The 23,937-nt window shown below is 39.4% G+C and carries 12 protein-coding genes; all 12 read left to right on the plus strand.

Annotated features, from left to right (window positions below; all coding sequences use genetic code 11):
* The first annotated feature begins 20 nt into the window (after nucleotides 1-20).
* The 12 genes from GQO80_RS09485 to GQO80_RS09540 all read left to right on the plus strand — a co-directional run bounded on the left by GQO80_RS09485 (nucleotide 21) and on the right by GQO80_RS09540 (nucleotide 23,841).
* Entirely contained in the window at nucleotides 21-773 is a 753-nt protein-coding gene (locus GQO80_RS09485) for a phytanoyl-CoA dioxygenase family protein (protein ID WP_157208123.1), read from the plus strand.
* 68 nt (nucleotides 774-841) lie between these two features.
* Nucleotides 842-2,431, plus strand: a complete 1,590-nt coding sequence (locus GQO80_RS09490) for a sodium:solute symporter (RefSeq protein WP_157208124.1) — start codon at nucleotides 842-844, stop codon at nucleotides 2,429-2,431.
* Between the two features lie 178 nt (nucleotides 2,432-2,609).
* A complete protein-coding gene (locus GQO80_RS09495) occupies nucleotides 2,610-3,977 on the plus strand; it encodes an MFS transporter (RefSeq protein ID WP_157208125.1) in 1,368 nt (455 codons plus the stop codon).
* A 34-nt stretch (nucleotides 3,978-4,011) separates the two neighbouring features.
* On the plus strand, nucleotides 4,012-6,141 hold the full coding sequence (locus GQO80_RS09500; RefSeq protein ID WP_157208126.1) for an alpha-L-rhamnosidase-related protein: 2,130 nt from the start codon (nucleotides 4,012-4,014) through the stop codon (nucleotides 6,139-6,141).
* Between the two features lie 14 nt (nucleotides 6,142-6,155).
* Nucleotides 6,156-7,778, plus strand: coding sequence for a hypothetical protein (locus tag GQO80_RS09505; RefSeq protein ID WP_232333147.1), 1,623 nt, complete (start codon nucleotides 6,156-6,158; stop codon nucleotides 7,776-7,778).
* A 5-nt stretch (nucleotides 7,779-7,783) separates the two neighbouring features.
* Nucleotides 7,784-8,908, plus strand: a complete 1,125-nt coding sequence (locus GQO80_RS09510; RefSeq protein WP_157208128.1) for a glycoside hydrolase family protein — start codon at nucleotides 7,784-7,786, stop codon at nucleotides 8,906-8,908.
* Complete coding sequence (locus GQO80_RS09515) at nucleotides 8,892-12,179, plus strand: glycoside hydrolase family 2 TIM barrel-domain containing protein (protein WP_198037754.1); 3,288 nt, start codon at nucleotides 8,892-8,894, stop codon at nucleotides 12,177-12,179. The genes GQO80_RS09510 and GQO80_RS09515 overlap by 17 nt, the downstream gene beginning before the upstream one ends.
* Entirely contained in the window at nucleotides 12,180-15,578 is a 3,399-nt protein-coding gene (locus GQO80_RS09520; RefSeq protein WP_157208129.1) for a glycosyl hydrolase, read from the plus strand.
* Between the two features lies 1 nt (nucleotide 15,579).
* Nucleotides 15,580-17,016, plus strand: coding sequence for a sialate O-acetylesterase (locus GQO80_RS09525; RefSeq protein WP_157208130.1), 1,437 nt, complete (start codon nucleotides 15,580-15,582; stop codon nucleotides 17,014-17,016).
* Nucleotides 17,017-17,024: 8 nt separating this feature from the next.
* A complete protein-coding gene (locus GQO80_RS09530) occupies nucleotides 17,025-19,358 on the plus strand; it encodes a DUF5703 domain-containing protein (protein WP_157208131.1) in 2,334 nt (777 codons plus the stop codon).
* Nucleotides 19,359-19,364: 6 nt separating this feature from the next.
* The gene (locus tag GQO80_RS09535; protein ID WP_157208132.1) at nucleotides 19,365-21,815 is read left to right on the plus strand and encodes a pectate lyase family protein; all 2,451 of its coding nucleotides are present in this window, start codon (nucleotides 19,365-19,367) and stop codon (nucleotides 21,813-21,815) included.
* A gap of 10 nt (nucleotides 21,816-21,825) precedes the next feature.
* Nucleotides 21,826-23,841 (plus strand): aceric acid hydrolase, encoded by a 2,016-nt coding sequence (locus tag GQO80_RS09540; RefSeq protein WP_157208133.1) that lies wholly within the window; start codon nucleotides 21,826-21,828, stop codon nucleotides 23,839-23,841.
* The last annotated feature ends 96 nt before the right edge of the window (nucleotides 23,842-23,937 follow it).

Raw genomic sequence — 23,937 nt, forward strand, 5'->3', positions numbered from 1 at the left:
CAACTTAAAACTTAATAACTATGAGTGCAGTTTTAACAAGCGAACAAATACATCAGTTTAAAGAAGATGGTTTTTGCATTGTAAAAAATGCGATACCGCAAGAGTTGATAGAGCGATTACGAGTTGAATGTCAACGATTTATAAAGGAAAAAGATGATGAGATGGATCGTAAAGGTGTGGAAGTTGATGAAATAAACCACAAAGGGAAACGCTATTTCATTGCGTTGCGCTATAAGGATAGTAAAACGATGCAAGACCTTATTTTTGGCAAGGAAATGGAACAAATTACACGCGACATTTTAGGTAATGATGTGTTTTTGTTCTTAGAGCAGTATGTAGTAAAAGCGGCCGATAAAGGCATGACGTTTTCATGGCACCAAGATTCTGGGTATTTGGATTTTGAACACAAACCATACCTGTCAATTTGGTGTCCGTTAGATGACGTAAATGAAGAGAACGGTACCGTTTATCTGTTGCCATACAAAGATGCCGGAACCAAAAAACGTATAAACCACGTATTGCAAGAAGGAACCAACGATAAAATTGGTTATTTCGGTAACAATCCGGGTATTCCAGCAATATTGAAAGCGGGCGATGTTGCTTTGTTTTCAAGTACCTGTTTTCATAGAAGCGGTTCAAATACCACCAATAAATCGCGTCGGGTATTGCTTATTCAATATTCGGCAGAACCTATTTTAAAAAGTAATGGAGCACCTCTTTATTGGGCAGAACCATTTATAAAAGAAGGTAAAAATGTGAATGTTTATGTATGATATTTTTGAAATTAATTTTCAATAAAACCAACGAGCCAAAATGATTCACCACTATTTAAACTAAAAAAATGAATATATACGACCAATTAAAACTTCTTGATTTTGCTGTTGTTGGAATCTATTTGGTGGGATTAATAGGCATTGGTGCGTGGATTAGTTTCAGGCAAAAACGTCCAGCCGATGAAAACTATTTTCTTGCGGGCAACTCCTTAAATTGGACCAGTATAGGTTTTAATATGTGGGGCACCAATGTAGGGCCTTCCATGTTAATTGCCTCGGCAAGTATTGGCTACACAACAGGTGTTGTTGCAGGAAATTTTTCATGGTATGCGTTTATATTCATTTTTTTATTGGCTGTTGTTTTTGCACCCAGATATTTAGGTGCCAAAGTGCAAACCCTACCTGAATTTATGGGGAAGCGTTTTGGGAATTCAACCCAAAATATTTTGGCTTGGTACACCATTGTAACCATTTTATTAAGTTGGTTGTCGTTAACCTTGTTTGCAGGTGGTGTGTTGATTCAGCAAATACTTAATTTACCAATGTGGGCTTCGGTAATTATATTGTTGCTTATTGCTGGTTTTTTTACCATGGCAGGTGGACTAAAAACGATTGCTTACACCAATGTAATACAAATGGTATTGTTAATAATTGTATCATTTGCCTTAGTATGGGTTGGGTTAAATAAAATAGGGGGCATTGGTGCCTTAACTGAAAAAACACCATCTCATTACTGGAACCTGTTTCTGCCAAGTGATGATGCCAATTACCCCTGGGTTGCCATATTGTTGGGGTATCCTATTATGGGTATTTGGTTTTGGTGCACAGATCAATCGATGGTGCAATCGGTGTTGGGTGCTAAGAGTATAAAACAGGGCCAGTTAGGGGCCAATTTTACAGCCTGGTTGAAAATAATTGATGTGCCGTTATTTATACTTCCCGGTATTATGTGCTTTATTCTATTTCCCAACTTGGCTAATCCCGATGAAGCCTACATGACCATGGTTACAGAATTATTCCCAACAGGCATGAAAGGCTTGGTAATGGCGGTTCTTATTGCGGCATTGGTAAGTACTATCGATTCTGCTTTAAACGCATTAAGTACGGTATTTACCATGGATATTTTTGTGAAAAAATTTCAACCCGATGCGAGTCAGAAAAAAATTGTAAAAATCGGGCATTTGGTTACTGTTTCTGGGGCTGTTATTTCCATTTTCATCACTATGGCCATCGACAGTATTAAAGGATTGAATTTGTTCGATGTCTTTCAATCTGTTTTAGGCTTTATCGCGCCACCTATGTCGGTTGTTTTTTTATTTGGTGTTTTATGGAAAAAAACAACCACAAAAGCAGCCAATAGTATTTTAATTTTTGGTACGCTACTTAGCTTAACCATTGGTGTTTTGTATTTATGGATATTTCCAAACGACCCAACATTAGGGGTTAAAATCTGGCCTCATTTTTTACTGTTGTCTTTTTACATTTTCGTATTCTTATCTCTAATGATAATTGTTGTTTCGTATTTAGACAAGCAAAGTAATCCATACAAAAGCACCTTAAATTATACTCAAGCAAAACTTTCTCCAAAAGTAAAATTCCTTTGGGGGGCACTTATAATGGCGATGATTGGATTGTATTTGTTTTTTAATGGACATTGAAAATATTTATAAATTCAAAATTGAAAAACAGATTCAGGACGATAAAAAACACGAACGATGGAAGCAATAACCCACCATCAATGCATATTGATATAAATTAGGGCACTTCCGAAGATTTGCCTTCAATATTAAACTGGACAATAGTCAAGATGTACTATAAATATTAAAGAAATAAGAAATGGAACATAAAAAAGGAAGCTTAAAAAGCACAATAGCTGTATCGCTTACAAATTATTTGGATGCGGGTGCCATTGTAGCCGGCGCAAGCGGATTGACGCTTTGGCAAAATTATCTCGGGCTTACCGAAGGACATCTTGGTTGGCTTAACGCCATTAGTGCCAACTGTTTTGGTGCTGCCATTGGAGCGATTATCGGTGGTTTTCTTGCCGACAAATACGGTCGAAAAACCATTTACACCTACAATATGCTTGTATATATGTTGGGGGTTGCAATTATCATCTTCACGGTCAATTTCCCAATGTTGTTAATGGGCTTTCTAGTTACGGGCATTTCGGTAGGAGCCGGTGTTCCTGCGTCGTGGACTTATATTTCTGAAAATTCAGAAGTGAATAATCGCGGACGTAATATGGGAATTTCTCAGTTTGCCTGGGGAGTCGGTCCAACAATCATTTTGCTTTTGGGAATGTTACTTGCTCCCGGTAAAGCCGATGCTGCAGCCGGTGCTTTATTTGGCTATGTGGAAAAAATGGCGACATTATTTTTAGGAAACGACGCAAGCCTTGAAGCGGTCAATGTGTTCAGCAGTCGTCTTATTTTCGGTTCGTTGTTTATTGTAGCGTTTATAGCATGGACTTTGCAACGAAAACTAAATGAATCAAAAGATTGGGAAGATGCTCAGCAAGCTCAAGGCATAGAGAAGCAACCGAGTGTTTTTGCGTCGTTTGGATTACTTTTCAAAAACAAGGTAAATATGCGCACCATGCTTTTTCTTGCAGGTATTTACGTTTCTTGGAACATGGTTGCTTCCGTGATGGGTTTCTTTCAACAACATATTTATGAAAATGCTGGCGGCCTTTCCAACGGACAGGCTAATATGGTATCGGCCGTACAATGGATCGTGATTATAGCCGTAACTTATTTCGGTTTTGCCATGATAGTCGATAAAGTAAATCAGCGCCTGTTGTATTTTATCGGCACGTTTATAGGGGTCGTTGCATGGTGTATCCTCATTTTTATAGGAATAAAAAATTATGCTGCGTTATGGACGTTCACTATTCTTTGGGGTATTCACGCGGGTATCAGTGTACAGGCATTTTATGCGCTTTGGGCTTCGGAACTCTTTCCAGCCAAATATCGTGCGGGGGCGCAAGGGGTAATGTTCTTTGCCGTAAGAGCCATAGCGGCAATATGGGGATTGGTATTTGTTCATATTTACGGCGAAAATGGCGAGGGGTTTAATACGGCGGCCTACATGATGGTAGGTTTGCTTCTTGTTGCGTTAGTAATAGGAACTATTTGGACACCCAAAACCCGTGGTAAAACATTGCAACAAATAACAAAAGAAAGATACGGAGACACTGTTTAAAACCGTTTTTGTAGTATCATAAAAAATAAAACTGATGGATAAATCTTTTTTGCCAAATGCCGCTTCTGTTTCAACATGGATATGGTATCCGGGCGATTACGAAATATGGTTAAGCAATAAAATGCAAGTAAGGCGCACAGAGCGGGAAGCGGTTTTTCCGCCGCTTTGGCGTTATTACAGTCCATATCCTTTGGTAACCTTTCAAACTGAAGTAGATATTCCGGAAGCCGATGACGTAAAAATTTATTCAGAAGGTTCTTTTCAATTACTGGTGAATGATGTACAAATCTATGGGCAGCCAAAATCAATTAAAATACCAGCAGGCAAGCATAAAATAGCTTTAAAAGTTTACAACCAAGAAGTGTTACCCGCTATTTATATTGATGGTAAATATGTAAAATCAAATAGTTCTTGGATAGTAACCAATGAAGATAAATTGTGGATTGATGAAACGGGCAAAGCACAACAATCAGGAACGCCGTGGATGCCTGTTGGTTCTTGGAATTTTGATGCGCCTGAAAATAAACCTTCAGAATTTAAACTCACAACCGAACCTTGGAATGCTGTAAAAACAGAAAAAGTTGGTGCTGGAGAGTTGGTAGATTTTGGAAAAGAAACCTTTGGTTACATCCAAATACATGGTTTAAAAGGCAAAGGAAAGTTGGCATTATATTATGGTGAATCTCGTGAGGAAGCATTAGATACCGATAAATGTGAAACACTTGATTATCTTTATTTTGATGGCAGTCAGCAAGAAACATATATACATAACAAATCCAAAGCATTCCGATATGTGCAAGTACAAGCAGATGCAACAGTTCAGTACGATGCCATTTCCATGCTTTATGAATATTTACCATTAAACTATCGTGGAAAATTCAAGTCATCCGATGATTTATTGAACAATATTTGGGATGTTTCGGCATACACCATGCACTTAACCACGCGCGAGTTTTTTATCGATGGCATTAAACGCGACCGTTGGATATGGTCTGGTGATGCCTATCAAAGTTATTTGATGAACTATTATTTGTTTTTTGATTCGCCATCAGTAGAACGAACCCTATTGGCACTTCGCGGCAAAGAACCCGTAACGGCACACATCAATATCATCATGGATTATTCGTTGTATTGGTTTGTGGGTATTTACGATTACTATTTATATACGGGCGACACCAAGTTTATAAAGACGTTTTATCAACGAATGAAAACGCTTATGGAGTACTGTTTGGGCAGAAGAAATAAAAACGGATTTCTAGAACCATTGGAAGGAGATTGGGTGTTTATTGATTGGGCAGATGGTTTGCCAAAAACAGGCGAAGTAAGTTTTGAACAAATGCTTTTAGTGCGAAGTTTAGAAGCTATGGCTGTAAGTGCCGAAATAGCAAGTGAAACTGAAGACCAAAAACGCTATCAAAAATTAGCCAACGACTTAAAAACCAATTTGTTTGATGTATTTTGGGATGAAAAAGAAAACGTTATGAAGCATCAGCGTATTGATGGAAAAATACAAGACATGGTTACCAGATATGCCAATATGTTTGGTATCTTTTTCAATTATTTTGATGAGGAACAAAAACAAAGCGTAAAAAACAAGGTGTTGCTTAATGATGCTATTTTGCAAATCACCACACCATATATGCGATTTTACGAGTTAGAAGCCTTATGTGCTATGGGCGAACAAAAATTCGTGTTGGATGAAATTCGAGATTATTGGGGTGGTATGTTAGCAAATGATGCCACCTCATTTTGGGAAAAATACGACCCAAAGCAAAGTGGAAAAGACCATTTAGAAATGTACGGACGTCCTTATGGAAAAAGCCTGTGTCACGCTTGGGGTGCTAGCCCAATTTATCTTTTTGGAAAATATTATTTGGGTGTAAAACCAACAAAACCAGGGTATGCAGAATATGAAATTAAACCAAATTTAGGCGGTTTACAATGGATAGAAGGTAAAGTGCCAACACCAAACGGAAATGTTTCATTATATTGTAGTACAAACGAAATTAAAGTAAAAGCTTCAAAAGGCATGGGTACTTTAATCATTAACAGTAAAAGTAAACCAACTTCAAATTATGGTAACATAACTATTTTAGGAAAACACCAATACCAATTGGAAATTCAACCAAATACACCATATCATATTAATTACAAAGCATTATAAATACGATGATTAAAATGAGGTTTATATTTATTTTAGTAAGCACTTTAGGATGTCTTTTGGGGAATTCTCAAAACGCAATTCCGAGTTGGCAACCAGCTTCTTATAAAATGGTTGGCTCTCATTATCAAACCTTTACTGCATCACAATATGCACACGTTTTTTCTGGAAGCAAGCATAATGTTGTTCGTTTAGCACCCGAATTAAAAGGTTTAACAGGTATTAAATTACCTTATAAAACTGATAATCCATTAAAATTGAAATTTAATGAGCCAGTTAAAGTGATTGTTGGTGTTTTTAAAGATGAAAATTCAAACATCAAAGAAGATAAAAATGCGCAGCTTGTTTTACAAAATGGATTAACTATTTCTGGTTTGTCATTTGTAGATGTGTATGCTATGCCATATTCAAAGGGAACACATGTTATTAATACATCTGGTATATGCACCGTTTTGGGCGTTATAAAAGCAAATGAAACATTGAATTTTCGAAATGCAGAATGTCCAGATGGCAGGCTTTGGAATCCAACTTTTATAGTGGAAGGCTTTTCAGATGAAAAACCATTATTTGAAATTATTGGCGGTCAAAATTCACCAGTAGTTGATGAAGGCATGCCTGGAACCGAAGGCATTCAAGGTGGTTTTGAAGGTGGTCGTGTTGTAAAAGTTGGTGATAGGTATCATATGTTTCCAACAGAACGCGCTGGAGAAGTTGGGGTTGAAGCCTATTACGATCGTGTAAAAACTAAAATTGGGCATTGGACAAGTACAGACGCCATCAACTGGAAACGTGAATCTACCATTTTACAAGCGAGTGGAACGTATGCCATTACTGAAGATGATAACCCCATGAACGATAGGCGTGCAGCTATTTGGTCGTACATGCCTGTTTTTAATGAAGTGGCAAATAAATGGTATGGCTACTATTTGGCATATACCGTTCATAAAGAGATTGAGCCAAACCATTCTTTTGGGCGTATTTGGCGATGCGAATCTATTGTTGATGGTATAGAAGGCATTGGTGGCCCATATAAAGATATAGGCATTATTATTGAACCTGGTTTAAATTCAAAGCCATGGGAAGGCCGTCAAGGTGTCGCTTCTTTTTTTCCATATAAAGTGGGTGAAAATGAATGGTTAGGTTTTTATAGTGGTGCGTATCCGTTTAAAACTTGGGACGATTATCCTAAGAAATCAGGAAAAGGCTGGTTTGTAGGACTTGCTAAATCCAATAGCTTAGAAGGCCCTTGGAAACGTTTAGATGCAACAATAAACCCCATAACATCGATGCATCCTTTTTTTGTTGAAAATCCCATTGTCAGTCAGTTGCCCGATGGAACATACATCGCTGTTTTTGATGGCGGTCCTGATGGTTGGGGGCATCATTTACCTAATATGATGGCCTATAGTTTGTCTAAAGATGGTTTAAAATGGTCGGAAGCACGCTATTTACCAATTGAAACCAAAGTTGATAAATGGTGGGACATCATGCGAACACCTTTATGTTTAATTCCCGAAGGAAACGATATTTACACCATTGTATATGCTGCCATCGATTTGAAAAGAAGATTTCATCCTATGGGTATGGTAAAAGTTAAATTGAATAAAGAAGCACTGGCTGAAAGACTTCAAAAGTTATAGAATAAATGAGAAAATTAAAAAACGTAATCATTATTTCAATTTCAATAGTTTTTATTGGATGTGGAACTTCAAAATATAAAAAACGTGATATCACAAACGATGTCATGCTAGAGATTTACAACGAAATTAAAACACCTTATAAATACGGCTTGGTGATGGTGCCAACCGATAATTCCTATAAAATGGATTGTCCAAGTGTCTTCAAAAAAGATGGAAAATGGTATATGACCTATTTGATTTTTGAAGGTAGAGGTTATGAAACTTGGTTGGCAGAAAGTGATGATTTACTCCATTGGAAACATTTAGGGAAAGTGATGTCGTTTTCAAAAGATAGTACGGAATGGGATGTGAACCAAAAAGCTGGATACATTGCTTTGCAAGACCCCACGTGGGGCGGTTCTTATGAATGGAAGAAATATGATGATAAGTATTGGATGAGTTATTTTGGCGGCAATACCACTGGTTATGAAGCAGGTATTTTATCAATGGGCATGGCTTATTCTGAAAACTTACCAACCACGGCACACGAGTTTAAACGGCTGCCAGAACCCGTTTTGTCTCCGCATGATTCAAACGTTAAATGGTGGGACAATAGCACCATGTACAAAAGTTCGGTAATTCGCGATGTTGCTAAAGAAACGGGGCATGAATTTATCATGTATTACAATGCGCGGGGCGATAGTATCAATCCTGCTAAAGGTGCGGAACGTATTGCCATGGCAGTGTCCAACGATATGAAACAATGGGAGCGTTATGGCGATAAACCGTTGATTAATCATCATAAAGGTATTTCGGGCGATGCTTTTATCCAACGAATCAACAATACCTGGGTGATGTTTTATTTTGGTGCTTTTTGGACCGGTTGGGACCAAGGTGCTTTTAATCGTTTTGCAGTTTCAAACGATTTAATACATTGGAAAGATTGGGAAGGCGATGATTTGATCAATTCAACCGAAGATTATGATAACTTATTCGCACATAAATCCTTCGTCGTGAAAGATAATGGTATTGTGTATCATTTTTATTGTGCCGTAAACAAAAAACAACAGCGTGGTATCGCGGTAGCAACCTCTAAGGATATTGGTAAAAGTAATTTGCATTTTGTAAAGCTTGATGATGAAAAAAAGTAACATTCTTATATGTTTTTTGATTGGTGGTTTTTGGATGGCAACATCCCAAACCGTTAGTGGCGAACCTGCTGGCATTCCAGAAACGCCCAAAAAATACAGTTTTGCACCATGGGAAGATCCTTTGGTAACCAGCATTAACCGGCAGCCGGCAAGGGCAACGGCCTATTCATATAAAACCGTAGCCGATGCTTTGGAAGGTAACCGGGAGAAAAGTAGGTTATTGATGCTAAATGGTACATGGGATTTTAAATATGCGGTAAATCTTCAGCAAGCTCCTAAAGATTTTTACAAACAGGAAGTCAAGAATTGGGATACAATAGATGTGCCTTCCAATTGGGAATTAAAAGGTTATGATATTCCCATTTATAAAAGCGCAGTGTATCCGTTTCGCCCCGTAAACCCGCCGTTTGTACCTAAGGATACCAATGGTATCGGCTCCTATCAACGCAAATTTAAAGTGCCAAGTGACTGGAACAACATGACGGTAACCTTACATTTTGGTGGCGTAAGTTCAGCATTCCAAGTATGGTTAAATGGCGCATTTGTGGGTTATGGCGAAGATAGTTGTTTGCCTTCCGAGTTTCATATTTCACCATATCTAAAGGAAGGTGAAAACATATTGTCGGTTCAAGTGATGCGTTATAGTGATGGGGCCTATCTAGAGGACCAAGACCATTGGCGTATGAGTGGCATTCAGCGCGAAGTGTTCGTTATGGCCGAACCAAAATTGCGCATCCAGGATTTTTTCTATCAAACAAAATTGGATAAAAAGTATGAAGATGCCGTGTTTCAATTGCGTCCGAAACTTGAAAACCTAACGGGTGCAAATGTGAAAAAAGCCTCGTTTGAATTTCAATTGTACAATGCTGAAAACGAACCGCTTTTCAACAAACCTATCGATACCTTGGCCATAGCAATTGTTAATGAAAGTTATCCGCGATTGGATAATGTGCGTTTTGGTTTCTTCGAAAAAAAGATTGAAAACCCTAAAAAGTGGAGTTCTGAAGCACCCAATTTATATACTTTGGTGATGGTTTTAAAAGATGAAAACGGCAACATTTCAGAAGTAAAATCGTGTAAGGTCGGTTTTCGTTCTATTGAATTTTCCAAAGAAAATGGCAAGCTTTTAATCAACGGAAAAGAAACATACATCTATGGTGTAAACCGTCACGATCATCATCCCATCCGCGGAAAAGCCTTAACACGGCAAGATATTGAGGATGATTTAAAAACCATTAAGCAATTCAATTTCAATACCATAAGAACTAGCCATTATCCAAACGACCCTTATTTTTATGAGTTGTGCGATGCGTATGGTTTGATGGTTATGGACGAAGCTAATTTAGAAACACATGGTTTAGGCGGAAAATTAAGTAATGATACCCAATGGACGCATGCGTATTTAGAGCGTATGGCACGTATGGTTGAACGCGATACAAACCACCCCAGTGTGGTATTTTGGAGTTTGGGTAACGAAGCCGGAAAAGGTCCAAACCATGCAGCCATGGCCAGTTGGACCCACGATTTTGATGTTACCAGACCCGTACATTATGAACCTGCGCAAGGCAACCCAAGATTGGATGGTTACATTGATGAACGCGACCCAAGATACCCCAAAACAGTTGACCACGCCCACCGTTTTGAAAACCCACAGGATGAACCTTATGTGGATATGGTGAGTCGATTTTACCCCGGTGTTTTTACCCCCAAGTTTTTAGTGGATGCCAAGGCGGATACACGCCCCATTTTGTTTGTAGAGTACTCACATTCTATGGGAAATTCCACAGGAAATTTAAAAGAACTTTGGGATGAGTTTCGTTCGTTACCACGAATTATTGGTGGTTGTATTTGGGATTTTAAAGACCAAGGGTTGTTAAAAACAGATAAAAAAAGCGGACAGGAATTTTATGCCTATGGTGGCGATTTTGGTGAAAAACTGCACGACGGTAATTTTTGCATTAACGGTATTGTCGCTTCCGATGGCCGGCCAAAAGCAGCGATGTACGAGAACAAATGGGTGTATCAACCGGTTACCTGTAGTTTGGATGGAAACCAATTGACCATCAAAAACCGTCAGGCCACACAATCGTTGGAACATTACATACCTGTGTTGCAAATTCTTGAAAAGGGCCATGTTATTAAGGAAGTTGAGTTAAATCGTTTTAAAGTAGAAGCAGGAACAGAAACGGTTTTCAATATTGAAAAGTTTCTGCCAAAGTTAAAATCGGGCGCAGAATATTTTTTAAATATTCAATTTCAATTGGCCCACGATGAAATTTGGGCAAAAAAAGGATTTGTTGTTGCGGAAGATCAATTTTTATTACAGAAGAAAGATGTTGTATCATATCTTTCAAAAAATAAAGAGTCAATTTTAGCTATAGAATCAAATGAAATTATTTCAATAAAAGGAGCATTATTCAATATCGATATCAATAAAAAAGACGGCGCACTAACTTCCTATGTTTTCAACGGAACAGAACAAATTTTCGCGCCGTTATTACCAAATTTCACCCGTCCGTTAACCGATAACGATAAGAAAGGTTGGAAACCAAACAAAGTTTTAAAACCTTGGTATGAAGCAAAACCGAAACTAATTTCAATTAAAACTGAAAAATCAGGCAATGAAGTACTTGTCATTTCTAATTATGAAGTAATAAAAGACAGTGCTCAAGTAAGGGTTTCATATGCCATAAAACCTGATGGCATTATAGAAGTGGGTTATCAACTAAAAGCTTCGGAAGCATTACCAAACATTCCAAAAATAGGTATGCAAATGGGCATTAAAAACAATTTCAAACAAATTTCATGGTACGGCAAAGGTGCGTTGGAAAACTACATCGACCGCAATCACGGATTTACTATTGAACGTTTTTCGCTTCCGTTGGAAAAATTCACCGAACCCTACGTCATGCCACAGGAAAACGGCAATAGAACCGAGGTGCGTTGGTTGTCCTGCTCAACAACAAATCAAAACGAAGGATTGTTGATAGTTGCAAAACAGCAACCCTTAAGCATGGGCGTTTGGCCCTATACCCAAGAAAATTTAAGCGAAGCCAAACACACGTTCGATTTGGTTGATGCAGGATTTTTAACCGTAAATATCGATTTAATCCAGATGGGCATTGGCGGTAACGATAGTTGGTCGCCCATAGCGGCACCCTTGGAAAAATATCAAATTCCATCTAAAAATTACGACTACGGTTTTTATTTAGTGCCGTTTAAATCGAATAAAGAAGGATTGAAAAAAGCCCTGAACACATTTCAATATTAAATGAAAAAAACAACAAAATACCTGTTCCTGTTTTTGGTTGTTCTATGGATGTTTTCATGCAAGGAAACCCAAGAGATTAGTACATCTTATTTTAAGCCAACCCAAGAAACCGCAAAATCGTGGGTGTATTGGTATTGGCTGAAAAGTGCCTATTCCAAAGAAGGGATTACGGCCGATTTGGAAGCCATGAAAAGTGCTGGCTTAAGAGGCGCTTATTTAATGACCATTAAAGGGCCAACCGACCCACCTTTGATGGACCCACCCGTTTTACAATTGAGCAAAGAATTTTGGGACATGGTACAATGGGCATTGACCGAAGCGGACAGGTTGGGGCTGAAAATAGCGTTCCATCCCGCCGATGGGTTTGCCGTTGCCGGCGGGCCATGGATTACGCCAGAACTATCCATGCAAAAAGTAGTTTGGGCCGATACGCTTGTTTCTGAAAATAGTACGAGAAATTTAAAACTGCCAGTTCCCCAACATTTTGAAACTTACTATAAAGACATCGCTACCTTTGCAATTCCTGTTAATGAAGCTTTTAAAACGTCCATAGACATTCAACCTAAAATAACCACCTCGAATAACGAAACTGCGGTGTTTTTAACCGATAATTCAAAGGAAGAAACACAATTCAGGTTAAACGAAGTTGGTTGGGTCCAATATGAATTTGAACAACCATTTACTTGTAAATCCATTCAAATTGAAACCCAAGGGAATAATTACCAAGCACACCGCTTATTGGTTGAAGTTAGCGATGATGGTATAAATTTTAAAAGTTTGGGCAGGTTGGAAACACCGCGCCACGGTTGGCAAGATACCGATGCCTTTTACACCCATAGCATTGTTCCAACCACGGCCAAATATTTCCGGTTTGTTTATAATCCTGAAGGAACCGAACCTGGAGCTGAAGATTTAGATTCAGCTAAATGGAACCAAGGTTTGAAGGTGGCAAAAATCATCCTTTCCAACGAGCCTTTAATTGATAATTATCAAGGCAAATCGGGGGCTGTTTGGCGCGTTAGTTCCTTAACAACGGAAAATAAAATAACAAACGAAGATTGTGTTGATGCTTCCAAAATGATCAACATTTCCCATTTTATGGATAACAAGGGCGTTTTAAACTGGGAAATTTCAAAAGGAACGTGGCGTATCCTACGCTTTGGGCATACCTCCACAGGCCATGAAAACGCCACGGGTGGTGCAGGAAAAGGCTTGGAGGTTGATAAATTTAACCCCGAAGCCATTCGTTTTCAGCTGGACCAATGGTTTGGCGAAATGCTAAGAACTGCTGGCCCGGAACTGGCTTCAAAAGTTGTTGAAATCCTGCATATGGATAGTTGGGAATGTGGCAGCCAAAATTGGTCGCCCGTTTTTCGAGATGAATTTAAAAAGCGCCGTGGTTACGATATTGTTGCATATTTACCCGTGATGGCGGGCATTCCGTTAAATGATGTACAAACTTCGGAAAGTATTCTATACGATGTTAGAAAAACCATTTCCGAATTAATTGCCGATAATTTCTTTGGAACTTTAGCCGATGAAGCTAAAAAAGCAGGCGTTAAATGCAGTTCAGAAAACGTGGCGCCCACCATGACAAGTGATGCCTTGTTGCATTTTAAGTACATTGATTACCCAAGCGGCGAATTTTGGTTTAGAAGCCCCACGCACGATAAACCTTTTGATATGTTGGATGCCATTTCTGGCGGCCATATTTACGGTAAGGACATTATTCAAGCGGAAGCTTTTACGCAACTTCGCATGGACTGGGACGAGCATCCGGGCAATTTAAAAACCTTGGCCGATAGAAATTATGCCTTGGGCATCAACCGTTTTTTTTATCACGTGTTTGTCCATAATCCGTGGTTGGATAGAAAACCGGGCATGACTTTGGACCCCATTGGAACCTTTTTTCAGCGCGACCAAACCTGGTGGAAACCCGGCAAAGCGTTTTTCGATTATTGTAAAAATGTACAGTTTCAGCTTCAAAAAGGACATCCTGTTATCGATTTGGCCGTTTTTACAGGTGAAGATATTCCGTCAAGGTCGGTGTTGCCCGATAGGTTGGTGCCGTCTATCCCGAATATTTTTGGCGAGCAGCGCATAGCTTCAGAAAAAGCACGATTAGAAAATATGGGGCAACCGTCCGCAAACATGCCAAAGGAAGTGCGCTATTCAAAAAACAGCACCGATTTATCCGCATGGACAAATGCCTTAAATGGCTATAAATATACCTCGTTTAATGCCGATGTATTGTTGAATGACGCCAAAGTAATAAACGGCAAAGTGGTTTTTAGGGGCGGTATTGAATACAGTGCCTTATTGTTTCTGGGGAGCAGAAAATTATCGCCCAATAATATCATGTCTTTGGAAGTGGCCCAAAAAATGTTGGCCTTAGTAAAAGAAGGCGCAACCATTTTCATTGCTGAAAAACCTACTAAAATGACCGGTTTTTTATCATCTTCAGAAAAAGAACAATGGCAAAACGTGATTGACGAATTATGGAATGGCAACGGAACACAACAATGGCCCTTAGGAAAAGGAATTGTGGTAAAGTTGCCTTATGTAGAACAAACTTTTGAGAAATTAGGATTTGTTCCAGACGTTTTGGTAAATGAAAAACCGCAAAGCATGGCATGGACCCATCGAAGAAATGCCGATAGCGATATTTATTTTTTATCCAATCAATTGGAAGAAAAAGTAAATCGGATTTTATCTTTTAGAATTTCAGGAAGAACGCCTTATTTATACCATCCCATAACAGGTGTTGAAACGGAAATTAAAAACTGGAAAATTGAAAACGGACGCACCATCATGCCGTTGCAATTTGATAAAAATGAATCGTTTTTCATTATTTTTAAAGCGCCAACAAGAGAGAAATCTTCAAACGGAAAACAAAATTGGTCGGATTTTGAAACGGTTGAAACCTTAAATGAAGATTGGATCCTTCAATTTGATAAAGCGTTCAACGGGCCTTCAAACCCAATAAAAATCAATAAACTGTTTGATTGGAGCACTTCTGAAAATGATAGCATTGCATATTATTCAGGAACCGTTAGCTATTCAAAAACCTTCCAATTGCATACATCTGAAACTAAAGATTTGTATCTGGATTTTGAAGACATCAACAACCTGGCAGAAGTCATTTTAAACGGAAAAAATTGTGGCATTATTTGGACGTTTCCATACCGTGTCAATATTTCCGAAGCCCTGAAAAAAGGGGAAAATACCTTGGAAATAAAAGTGACCAATACCTGGGCAAACCGCTTGATGGGCGACCAAAAACTACCTGAAAAAGACCGTTTAACTTGGACCACCGCACCGTATCGATTGGAAGGAAATCCACTATTGAAAGCAGGATTACTAGGAAAAATAACCATTAAAAAAGAAATAAGAAAGTAACATGAAAAAACTAATTAGTATTGCCATTTTTTGCTTTTCGGCATGGTTTCAGCTATATGCCGAAATAAAATTACCAGCCTTGTTTACCGATAATATGATGTTGCAACAGCAAATGGAAACGCCCATTTGGGGTTGGGCAACCAAAAACGGCACCCTTTCGATTACAACTTCATGGGATTCTAAAACATATCAAGTAAATGTTGATAAGCAAGGTAAATGGACAACAAAAGTAAAAACACCTGTGGCCGGCGGCACTTTTGAAATTGTGATTAAGGAAGGCTTGGAAACCAAAACCATTAAAAATGTGCTTATTGGCGAAGTTTGGCTGTGTTCGGGGCAGTCCAATATGGAAATGCCATTAAAGGGATTTACGGGGCAACCGGTTTTGGGCGGTAATGAAGCCATTGTAAATTCGGCAAACAACAACATCAGGTTTATAAGCGTGCCAAGGGCAACCGTATTGTCGCCTACGGATGATTTTGAAGGCAGTTGGCAAGTGGCCTCACCACAAACTACAGGAAATTTTAGCGCAACCGCTTGGTTTTTTGGAAGCTTGATACAAAAAGTTTTAAACGTTCCTGTGGGGTTGATAGAAGTGTCCTATGGCGGCTCCAATGTGGAAGCTTGGATGAATGCCGAAATGCTTAAAGACTTTAAAAACATAAGCATTCCCACAAAAAAGGAAGATTTTAAGGAAGCCCCAAACCGCGAACCGACCACCTTGTTCAACGGTATGCTATCGCCCACCATTGGTTACGGCATTAAAGGCGCCATTTGGTACCAAGGCGAATCGAACCGCGACAGGCCATTTGAATATAAGGACTTGTTCAAAAAAATGGTATCAGGTTGGAGAGGTTTATGGAACCAAGGTGAATTTCCCTTTTATTTCGTTCAAATCGCCCCGTTTGATTATACGCGTTACCATAAAAACACCTATTTGGCAAAATACAATTCGGCTTATTTGCGCGAAGCACAATGGCAGGCTTCCAAAGAAATACCAAACGCTGCCATGGCAGTTATAATGGATATTGGTGAAAAGGACAATATCCACCCCGTAGATAAACAAAAAGGCGGCAGCCGATTGGCGTATTTGGCCCTGGCAAAAACCTATGGCATGAGCGGCTTTGAATTTGAAAGTCCGGAGTTCAACACCATGGAAATAAAAGGAAGCACCGTAACCGTGTCGTTTAACAATGTGCCAAACGGTATAACGGCGTATAATAAGGAAGTTGTAGGTTTTGAAATGGCGGGCGAGGACCAAGTGTTTTATCCAGCACAAGCGGTTTTGCGAAGTAAGTCGGTATTGCTCTCATCGCCCCAAGTGGAAAAACCCGTAGCGGTTCGGTATTTGTTTAAGGATTTTACCACGGCCGAAATTTTTAGCGTTGGTGGCTTGCCACTGTCGTCCTTCAGAACAGATACCTGGTATAAAGATTGATTTTAAGAATGAAACACCTCATAATTTTCATGGTTTTGGTTTTTACGCTTTCCGCGGAAGCGCAAATTCCTGTGCTTGAAAGTTATAATCAAGTTTGGACAGCCCAAAGCAAAAATTCCTCCGAATCGATGCCGTTAGGCGGTGGCGATATTGGGTTGAACGTTTGGGTTGAAAACGGCAATGTATATTTCTATGTTTCAAGAAGCGGCACGTTTGATGAGCATAATACCTTGTTGAAATTAGGGCGTGTAAAAGTTCAATTAGAACCGAATCCATTTAAGGATAACGAAGGGTTTCGTCAAGAATTGGTTTTAAAGGACGGTTATGTTACAGTTGCTCAAAATAATACCAAAATAAAGCTTTGGGTAGATGTTTTTAACCCTGTTATCCATTTGGATGCTGAAAGTGATGTTCCTGTAAACATGATAGCTTCCTATGAAAGTTGGCGCTATAAAAACCGCGACGTAAAAGGAAAGGAAAACAATGCCAATTCCTATAAATGGGCGCCACAGGGCGATATCATTACCTATCAAGATTCCATTGCTTTTGAAAATGGGGGCCTTAAATTTTATCATAGAAACAGGGAACAAACCGTTTTTGATGTGGCCGTAAAACAGCAAAAAATGGAATCGGTTAAAGGCCAAATGATGAATCCGTTGAAACATTTAACTTTTGGTGGGTTTATAACGGGTTTAAATATGAAAAAGGCGGGGACATATTCAGGGGTTTACCAGGATACCGATTTTAAAGGCTTTCGTTTGGAAAGTATCAAACCAAGTAAAAAGCATCAACTAAAACTGTTTTTGCACACCAATCAATCTGAAAATGCGCTGGATTGGAACAACGGATTGAAAGATCAAATTTCAGCATACAAATCCAAAGAAAAAAAGGCAGAGAAGAATACCCAAGTATGGTGGAACAACTTTTGGAAGCGCAGTTTTATTTTTACGCAAAACAATGGTTCAAAAGAACAGGATTCCGTTTATCAAATAGGGCAGAATTACCAATTGTTTCGCTATATGTTGGGCTGTAATGCCTACGGAACATACCCAACCAAATTTAATGGCGGTTTGTTCACTTACGATCCTGTTTTTACTAATTCTGAATTAAGTTTCACGCCCGATTTTAGAAATTGGGGCGGTGGCACCATGACGCAACAAAACCAACGCTTGGTATATTTTCCGATGCTGAAAAGTGGCGATTTTGATATGATGGATGCGCAATTGGATTATTATGTAACACTTCAAAAAAACGCCGAATTGCGAAGCGAGGTGTACTGGAACCATAAAGGTGCAGCGTTTACCGAGCAATTGGAAAATTTCGGATTGCCAAACCCCGCTGAATACGAGTGGAAACGACCCGAAGATTACGATCCCGGTATGCAATACAACGCCTGGTTGGAATACCAATGGGACACCGTATTCGAGTTTTGTAACATGATGTTGGAACAAAACGAGTACGCAAATAAAGACGTTAAAAAGTACAATGACTTCATTTTAAGTTGCTTGCGATTTTTTGATGAACATTATCAATATTTGGCCAAAAAACGCGGAAGAAAAACCTTGGATGCCAATGGGCATTTGGTGTTGTACCCCGGTTCTGGGGCAGAAACCTATAAAATGGCAAACAACGCCACTAGTACTATTTCAGCTTTAAAGGTAATATCGGAAAAGCTATTAAAAGTTTCAAGTGAAAGTTTAACAAAGGCAGAAGTGGCGTATCTAAAAGCATTCCAAAATAAAATCCCGCCGTTAAATTTCAGGGAAATCGATCACCAAACCGTTTTATCGCCTGCAAAATCCTGGGAGCGCCTCAACAATACCGAAGCGGCACAGTTATACCCTGTATTTCCTTGGGAATTGTATGGCGTTGGAAAACCAGATTTGGAAGTGGCCCAAAACACCTACTTTTTAGATGAAGATGTGTTGAAATTTAGAAGTCATATTGGCTGGAAGCAGGATAATATTTTTGCGGCCCGGTTGGGTTTAACCGGTGAAGCTGCAAAATACAATCTACTAAAAATGGCCAATGCCGGCAGGCGTTTTCCTGCGTTTTGGGGCCCAGGTTTCGATTGGGTTCCAGACCACAATTGGGGCGGTTCCGGCATGATTGGCATGCAGGATATGTTGTTGCAGGAAGCCAACGGAAAAATATATTTGTTTCCTGCATGGCCAAAAAATTGGAACGTGCATTTTAAGTTGCACGCCTCCAACAATACTACCATTGAGGCAAAACTTGAAAACGGTAAGCTTCAACTTTTAAAAGTTATTCCTGAGGAAAGGAAACACGATATCCAGAATGTACTGGAACTTTCAATTGAAGAAAAAACGAATTTGAATTAAATAAAAATGATTAAAAACATAGTGCAAATAGCCTGCATTTCAATATTCTTTGTATTAAATGCGCCATGTCAAACCCTGCCAACCACAGAAAAACAGGTTGTGAAGGTCGATTTTGATTTTTCAGGACGAAGAACTGAAGAAGTTAGCGATCCCTACTACAAATCATGGGTTATAAACGCGCTAAAGGAAGATGCAAAAACAATTAATGGCGTAACTATTCAGCTAAAAGGACATGTCACTTCAAAATGGTTTAAACTCGGGATGAGTGCGCCACATTATGCGCGTTTGGTAAGTGATGGCTTGGTTTCAAATGAATCTTTAACATTTAAAATCAGTGGATTAAGCGCAGGAAAACATTCATTATTAACCTTTCATAATACTTTTGATAAGGTTGGTGAACAATCATTTGCACCCATAACCATTTATGTGAATAACGAGCAGGTAAAAACCATCACCCCAAGCAACCGCGTTTTTGCAAAAATTGAAGCTGAAACAGCGTATGTGACGTTTAATGCCGAAGCGAACAAAGATGTTGTGGTTCGTTTTGAAGTAGCTTCAAACGCCGATAGGTCGCCATTGGTCATTAATGGTTTTGAAATTGATACACCAGATATTAAGAAACAAGCACATTCACCATTTCCGGAACATGCCGATGAACACGTTGTTTGTGATGACCATTTGATGTTAAAATGGCAATCTCCAAAGGAAGCAGTAGCGCATCATGTATATTTTGGTGACGATGAAAAGGCCGTTTCTGTAGCCAATGAAAATTCAAAAACATTTAAGGGCAACCTAGCTAAAAATGAATTGTCGGTAAACAACCTCTACAGCATGGCAACCTATTATTGGCGTGTTGATGAAGTGGACCGCACAGGCAACGTAACCCAAGGCAATGTTTGGAAGTTTAAACCGGCACAACTGGCATTTCCCGGTGCGGAAGGTTATGGCCGTTTTGCCATTGGTGGCCGTGGCGGCAAAGTGGTTGAGGTAACCAATTTGCATGACGATGGCCCCGGTAGTTTGCGCGATGCTGTAAATCAAGATATTGGCCCACGCACCATTGTGTTCAATGTGTCTGGAAACATCCCGTTAAAATCGCGGTTGGTTATCAACCAGCCTTATATTACCATTGCTGGCCAAACCGCTCCCGGCGAGGGTATTACCATCAGTCGCGCCCCCGTTGGTTTAACGGGCGATGATGGTATTGTTCGTTTCCTAAAAGTTCGTATTGGCTCTGGAACCACCTTTGATGGGATGGGGCTTACGGGTGCCAACCATAGTATTATAGACCATTGTTCCATTAGTTGGACCATTGATGAATCGTTCAGTTCGCGTGGTGCACACAACATTACTTTACAGCGTACCTTAATTTCCGAAGCTTTAAATGTAGCGGGACATGATAAATACGAAGCTGGTAAAATGCACGGTTACGCAGCTACCATTGGTGGCGATATTGGCAGTTTTCACCACAACTTATTGGCACATAATTATGGCAGGAATTGGAGCATTGGCGGCGGATTGAACGGCGATGGTTTTTATTCCGGGAAAATTGATATAAGAAATAACGTGGTATATAATTGGGGGCACAGAACAACCGACGGTGGCGCCAACCAAGTCAATTTTGTAAGTAATTATTATAAACCAGGAGCATCTTCCGATATATTTTTCGCCCTGAACGCCCAACATGAAGGCGTTGGCAAGGGAAAACAACAATACTATTTTGAAGGCAATGTGATGCCCGGTCATTTTAATGAAAAAACGCAGGAAAAGGGTAGAACGTTCAAATTAACAAACAAGGCTGTTGTTGATTATGAAACCTTTGTTGAGGCACCGTTTTTTGAATCGTTTGTAAACACGCAATCGGCCAACGAAGCTTATAAAAATGTACTGTCGGATGTGGGGGCAAATCAACCCTTTTTTGATAGGCACGACAATCGTATTGTAGAAGAAACCTTAAAGGGAACATACAGTTTTAAAGGCAGTAAAAGCGGATTGCCGGGTATGATCGATACCGTTGAGGATGCTGGCGGATGGCCAGAATTTAAAAGCGACACCCGGCCTGAACATTGGGATACAGACCATGATGGGCTTCCAAATTGGTGGGAGAAAGCACAGGGCTTAAATGAAAATTCAGCTAAAAATGATTTTTCAGATGCCAATAACGATGATGATAAAAACGGTTACACCCAACTTGAAGCATACTTACATTGGATGACGCAACCCCATTTTTTTGTAACTTTAGGGGAAACCTTAGAGCTTTCATTAGCTGATTATTTTAAGGGCTTCGAAAAGAAACCTGTTTATGGTTTTTCAAAAGTTTCCAATGGAAACATAACTTTAAGGAAGGAGACGCTTCAATTTAAAGCCTTAAAACAAGGCATGGCTTCTTTTGAAATTTCAGTAAAAGATGCCGATAACGATTCGATGACACGCCTCATAAATGTTTACGTTAAATAAAATAGTTCAAATGATAAAAAATAGCATTTTTATAAGCTTTCTTTTAGCCAGCGTCTTACTTTTTGCCCAAGATAAGGGTTTGGTTGCCAATTCCAAAAGTCCATACACCAAATTGCAAAGTGTAAATCTTCAGGATGTAACATGGACAAATGGTTTTTGGAAAGAACAATTTGATGTGGAAGTTCAAAACACCTTGCCCTATATGTGGGATCTGTACCATAACGATTCCATTTCGCATGCTTATGCCAATTTCAAAATTGCTTCAGGCGAAATGAAAGGTAAACATGCAGGGCCCTCGTTTCATGATGGCGATTTTTATAAAATATTGGAAGGGATGGCTTCGGCTTACGCCATTACTAAACATCCTGAATTGGATAAGCAAATGGATGAAGCTATTGCTATGTTTGCCAAGGTCCAAAGAAAAGACGGTTATATAAACACGCCTGTTTTGATTGAAGAACGTTGGGGAACTTTGGGCCCTGAAGAACTTAAAAAGCAGTTGAGTTTTGAGAAGTACAACATGGGGCATTTAATGACGGCGGCATGTATCCATTACCGGGCTACCGGAAAAACCAATTTTTTGGAGGTAGCCAAGGGTGTTGCTAATTATTTATACGATTTTTATAAGAAAGCATCCCCCGAATTGGCCAGAAATGCCATTTGCCCGTCGCATTACATGGGTATTATAGAAATGTACCGCACCGTAAAAGACCCGCGTTATTTGGAATTGGCAAATAATTTAATTGATATTAGGGGCGTCACGAACGATGGTACCGATGATAACCAAGATCGCATTCCGTTTAGGCAACAAACCACCGCTATGGGACATGCAGTTAGAGCCAATTATCTATACGCAGGTATTGCCGATTTATATGCTGAAACGGGCGAAGAAAAATTAATGGAAAACCTAAAATCTATTTGGGAAGATGTTGCCTATAGAAAAATGTACATTACGGGAGCCTGCGGTGCCTTGTATGATGGGGTTTCGCCAGATGGAACCTCCTACAATCCTGATGAAGTGCAAAAAATACATCAAGCTTATGGCCGTCCGTTTCAGTTGCCAAATGCCACGGCGCATACCGAAACCTGCGCTAATATTGGCAATGTGCTTTGGAACTGGCGCATGCTGCAATTAACTGCCGATGCCAAATATGCCGATGTGATGGAATTGGCGCTATACAACAGCGTCCTGTCGGGCATCAGTCTTCAAGGCACGGAATTCTGCTATAACAACCCCTTAAACGTTTCCGAAAAGTTACCATTTAAACAACGTTGGGGCAATGCCCGCGAAGGTTATATTGCCTGGTCCAATTGCTGTGCGCCCAATGTAACGCGTACCTTGGCACAGGTTAGCAATTACGCTTATAATTTTTCAAAGGAAGGGTTGTATGTAAATTTGTATGGTAGCAATCATCTAAAATCACAAACCCTAAACGGTGATAAGATTGAAATTGAGCAACAAAGCAATTACCCTTGGGAAGGTAAAGTTGTTTTAAAAATCATAAATGCACCCAAAGAGGATTATTCCGTGTTTCTTAGAATCCCGGGATGGAGCCAAGGCACTACAATTTCTGTAAACGGACATTTAATTTCCGAAGAAGTTGTTTCAGGAAATTATACGAAGCTTTCAAATAAATGGAAGAGGGGAGATGTTATTGAATTGAACATGCCAATGGACGTACAATTGATGCAAGCCAACCCATTGGTGGAAGAGACCAAAAACCAAGTGGCCGTAAAAAGAGGGCCGCTGGTTTACTGCTTGGAATCGGAGGATATTTCCCAACAAGCCGATATAAACCAAATTACATTGGATATACATTCAAATTTTGAAACCCATAAGCAAACTATTGCCAACAGAACCGTACTGGCAATAAAAGCAAAGGCGTTTGTACAGCCTAACGATTGGAATAAAATCCTATATCGACCCATTGCTAAGGAAAAAGAAATGGTGCAGATAAACTTGGTGCCCTATTTTAGTTGGGGCAATAGGTTAAAGGGCGATATGACTGTCTGGATGCCCTATTGATACGGCCTTTAGCCACCTTTACGCCGTACTTTAAATACTTTTTTTATAAATGAACATGTATGAAAGTGTTAAAAAAACATTTATAAAATTGGTCGC

This window comes from Mariniflexile maritimum, from assembly GCF_009746565.1.
GTDB classification, from domain to species: Bacteria; Bacteroidota; Bacteroidia; order Flavobacteriales; family Flavobacteriaceae; genus Mariniflexile; species Mariniflexile maritimum.

Excerpts from the sequence above, each read along its gene's own strand:
- GQO80_RS09540 (WP_157208133.1), top strand. The coding sequence starts at position 21,826 with ATGATAAAAAATAGCATTTTTATAAGCTTTCTTTTAGCCAGCGTCTTA.
- GQO80_RS09500 (WP_157208126.1), top strand. The coding sequence starts at position 4,012 with ATGGATAAATCTTTTTTGCCAAATGCCGCTTCTGTTTCAACATGGATA.
- GQO80_RS09530 (WP_157208131.1), top strand. The coding sequence starts at position 17,025 with ATGAAACACCTCATAATTTTCATGGTTTTGGTTTTTACGCTTTCCGCG.
- GQO80_RS09485 (WP_157208123.1), top strand. The coding sequence starts at position 21 with ATGAGTGCAGTTTTAACAAGCGAACAAATACATCAGTTTAAAGAAGAT.
- GQO80_RS09505 (WP_232333147.1), top strand. The coding sequence starts at position 6,156 with ATGAGGTTTATATTTATTTTAGTAAGCACTTTAGGATGTCTTTTGGGG.
- GQO80_RS09525 (WP_157208130.1), top strand. The coding sequence starts at position 15,580 with ATGAAAAAACTAATTAGTATTGCCATTTTTTGCTTTTCGGCATGGTTT.
- GQO80_RS09495 (WP_157208125.1), top strand. The coding sequence starts at position 2,610 with ATGGAACATAAAAAAGGAAGCTTAAAAAGCACAATAGCTGTATCGCTT.
- GQO80_RS09515 (WP_198037754.1), top strand. The coding sequence starts at position 8,892 with ATGATGAAAAAAAGTAACATTCTTATATGTTTTTTGATTGGTGGTTTT.
- GQO80_RS09520 (WP_157208129.1), top strand. The coding sequence starts at position 12,180 with ATGAAAAAAACAACAAAATACCTGTTCCTGTTTTTGGTTGTTCTATGG.
- GQO80_RS09535 (WP_157208132.1), top strand. The coding sequence starts at position 19,365 with ATGATTAAAAACATAGTGCAAATAGCCTGCATTTCAATATTCTTTGTA.
- GQO80_RS09490 (WP_157208124.1), top strand. The coding sequence starts at position 842 with ATGAATATATACGACCAATTAAAACTTCTTGATTTTGCTGTTGTTGGA.
- GQO80_RS09510 (WP_157208128.1), top strand. The coding sequence starts at position 7,784 with ATGAGAAAATTAAAAAACGTAATCATTATTTCAATTTCAATAGTTTTT.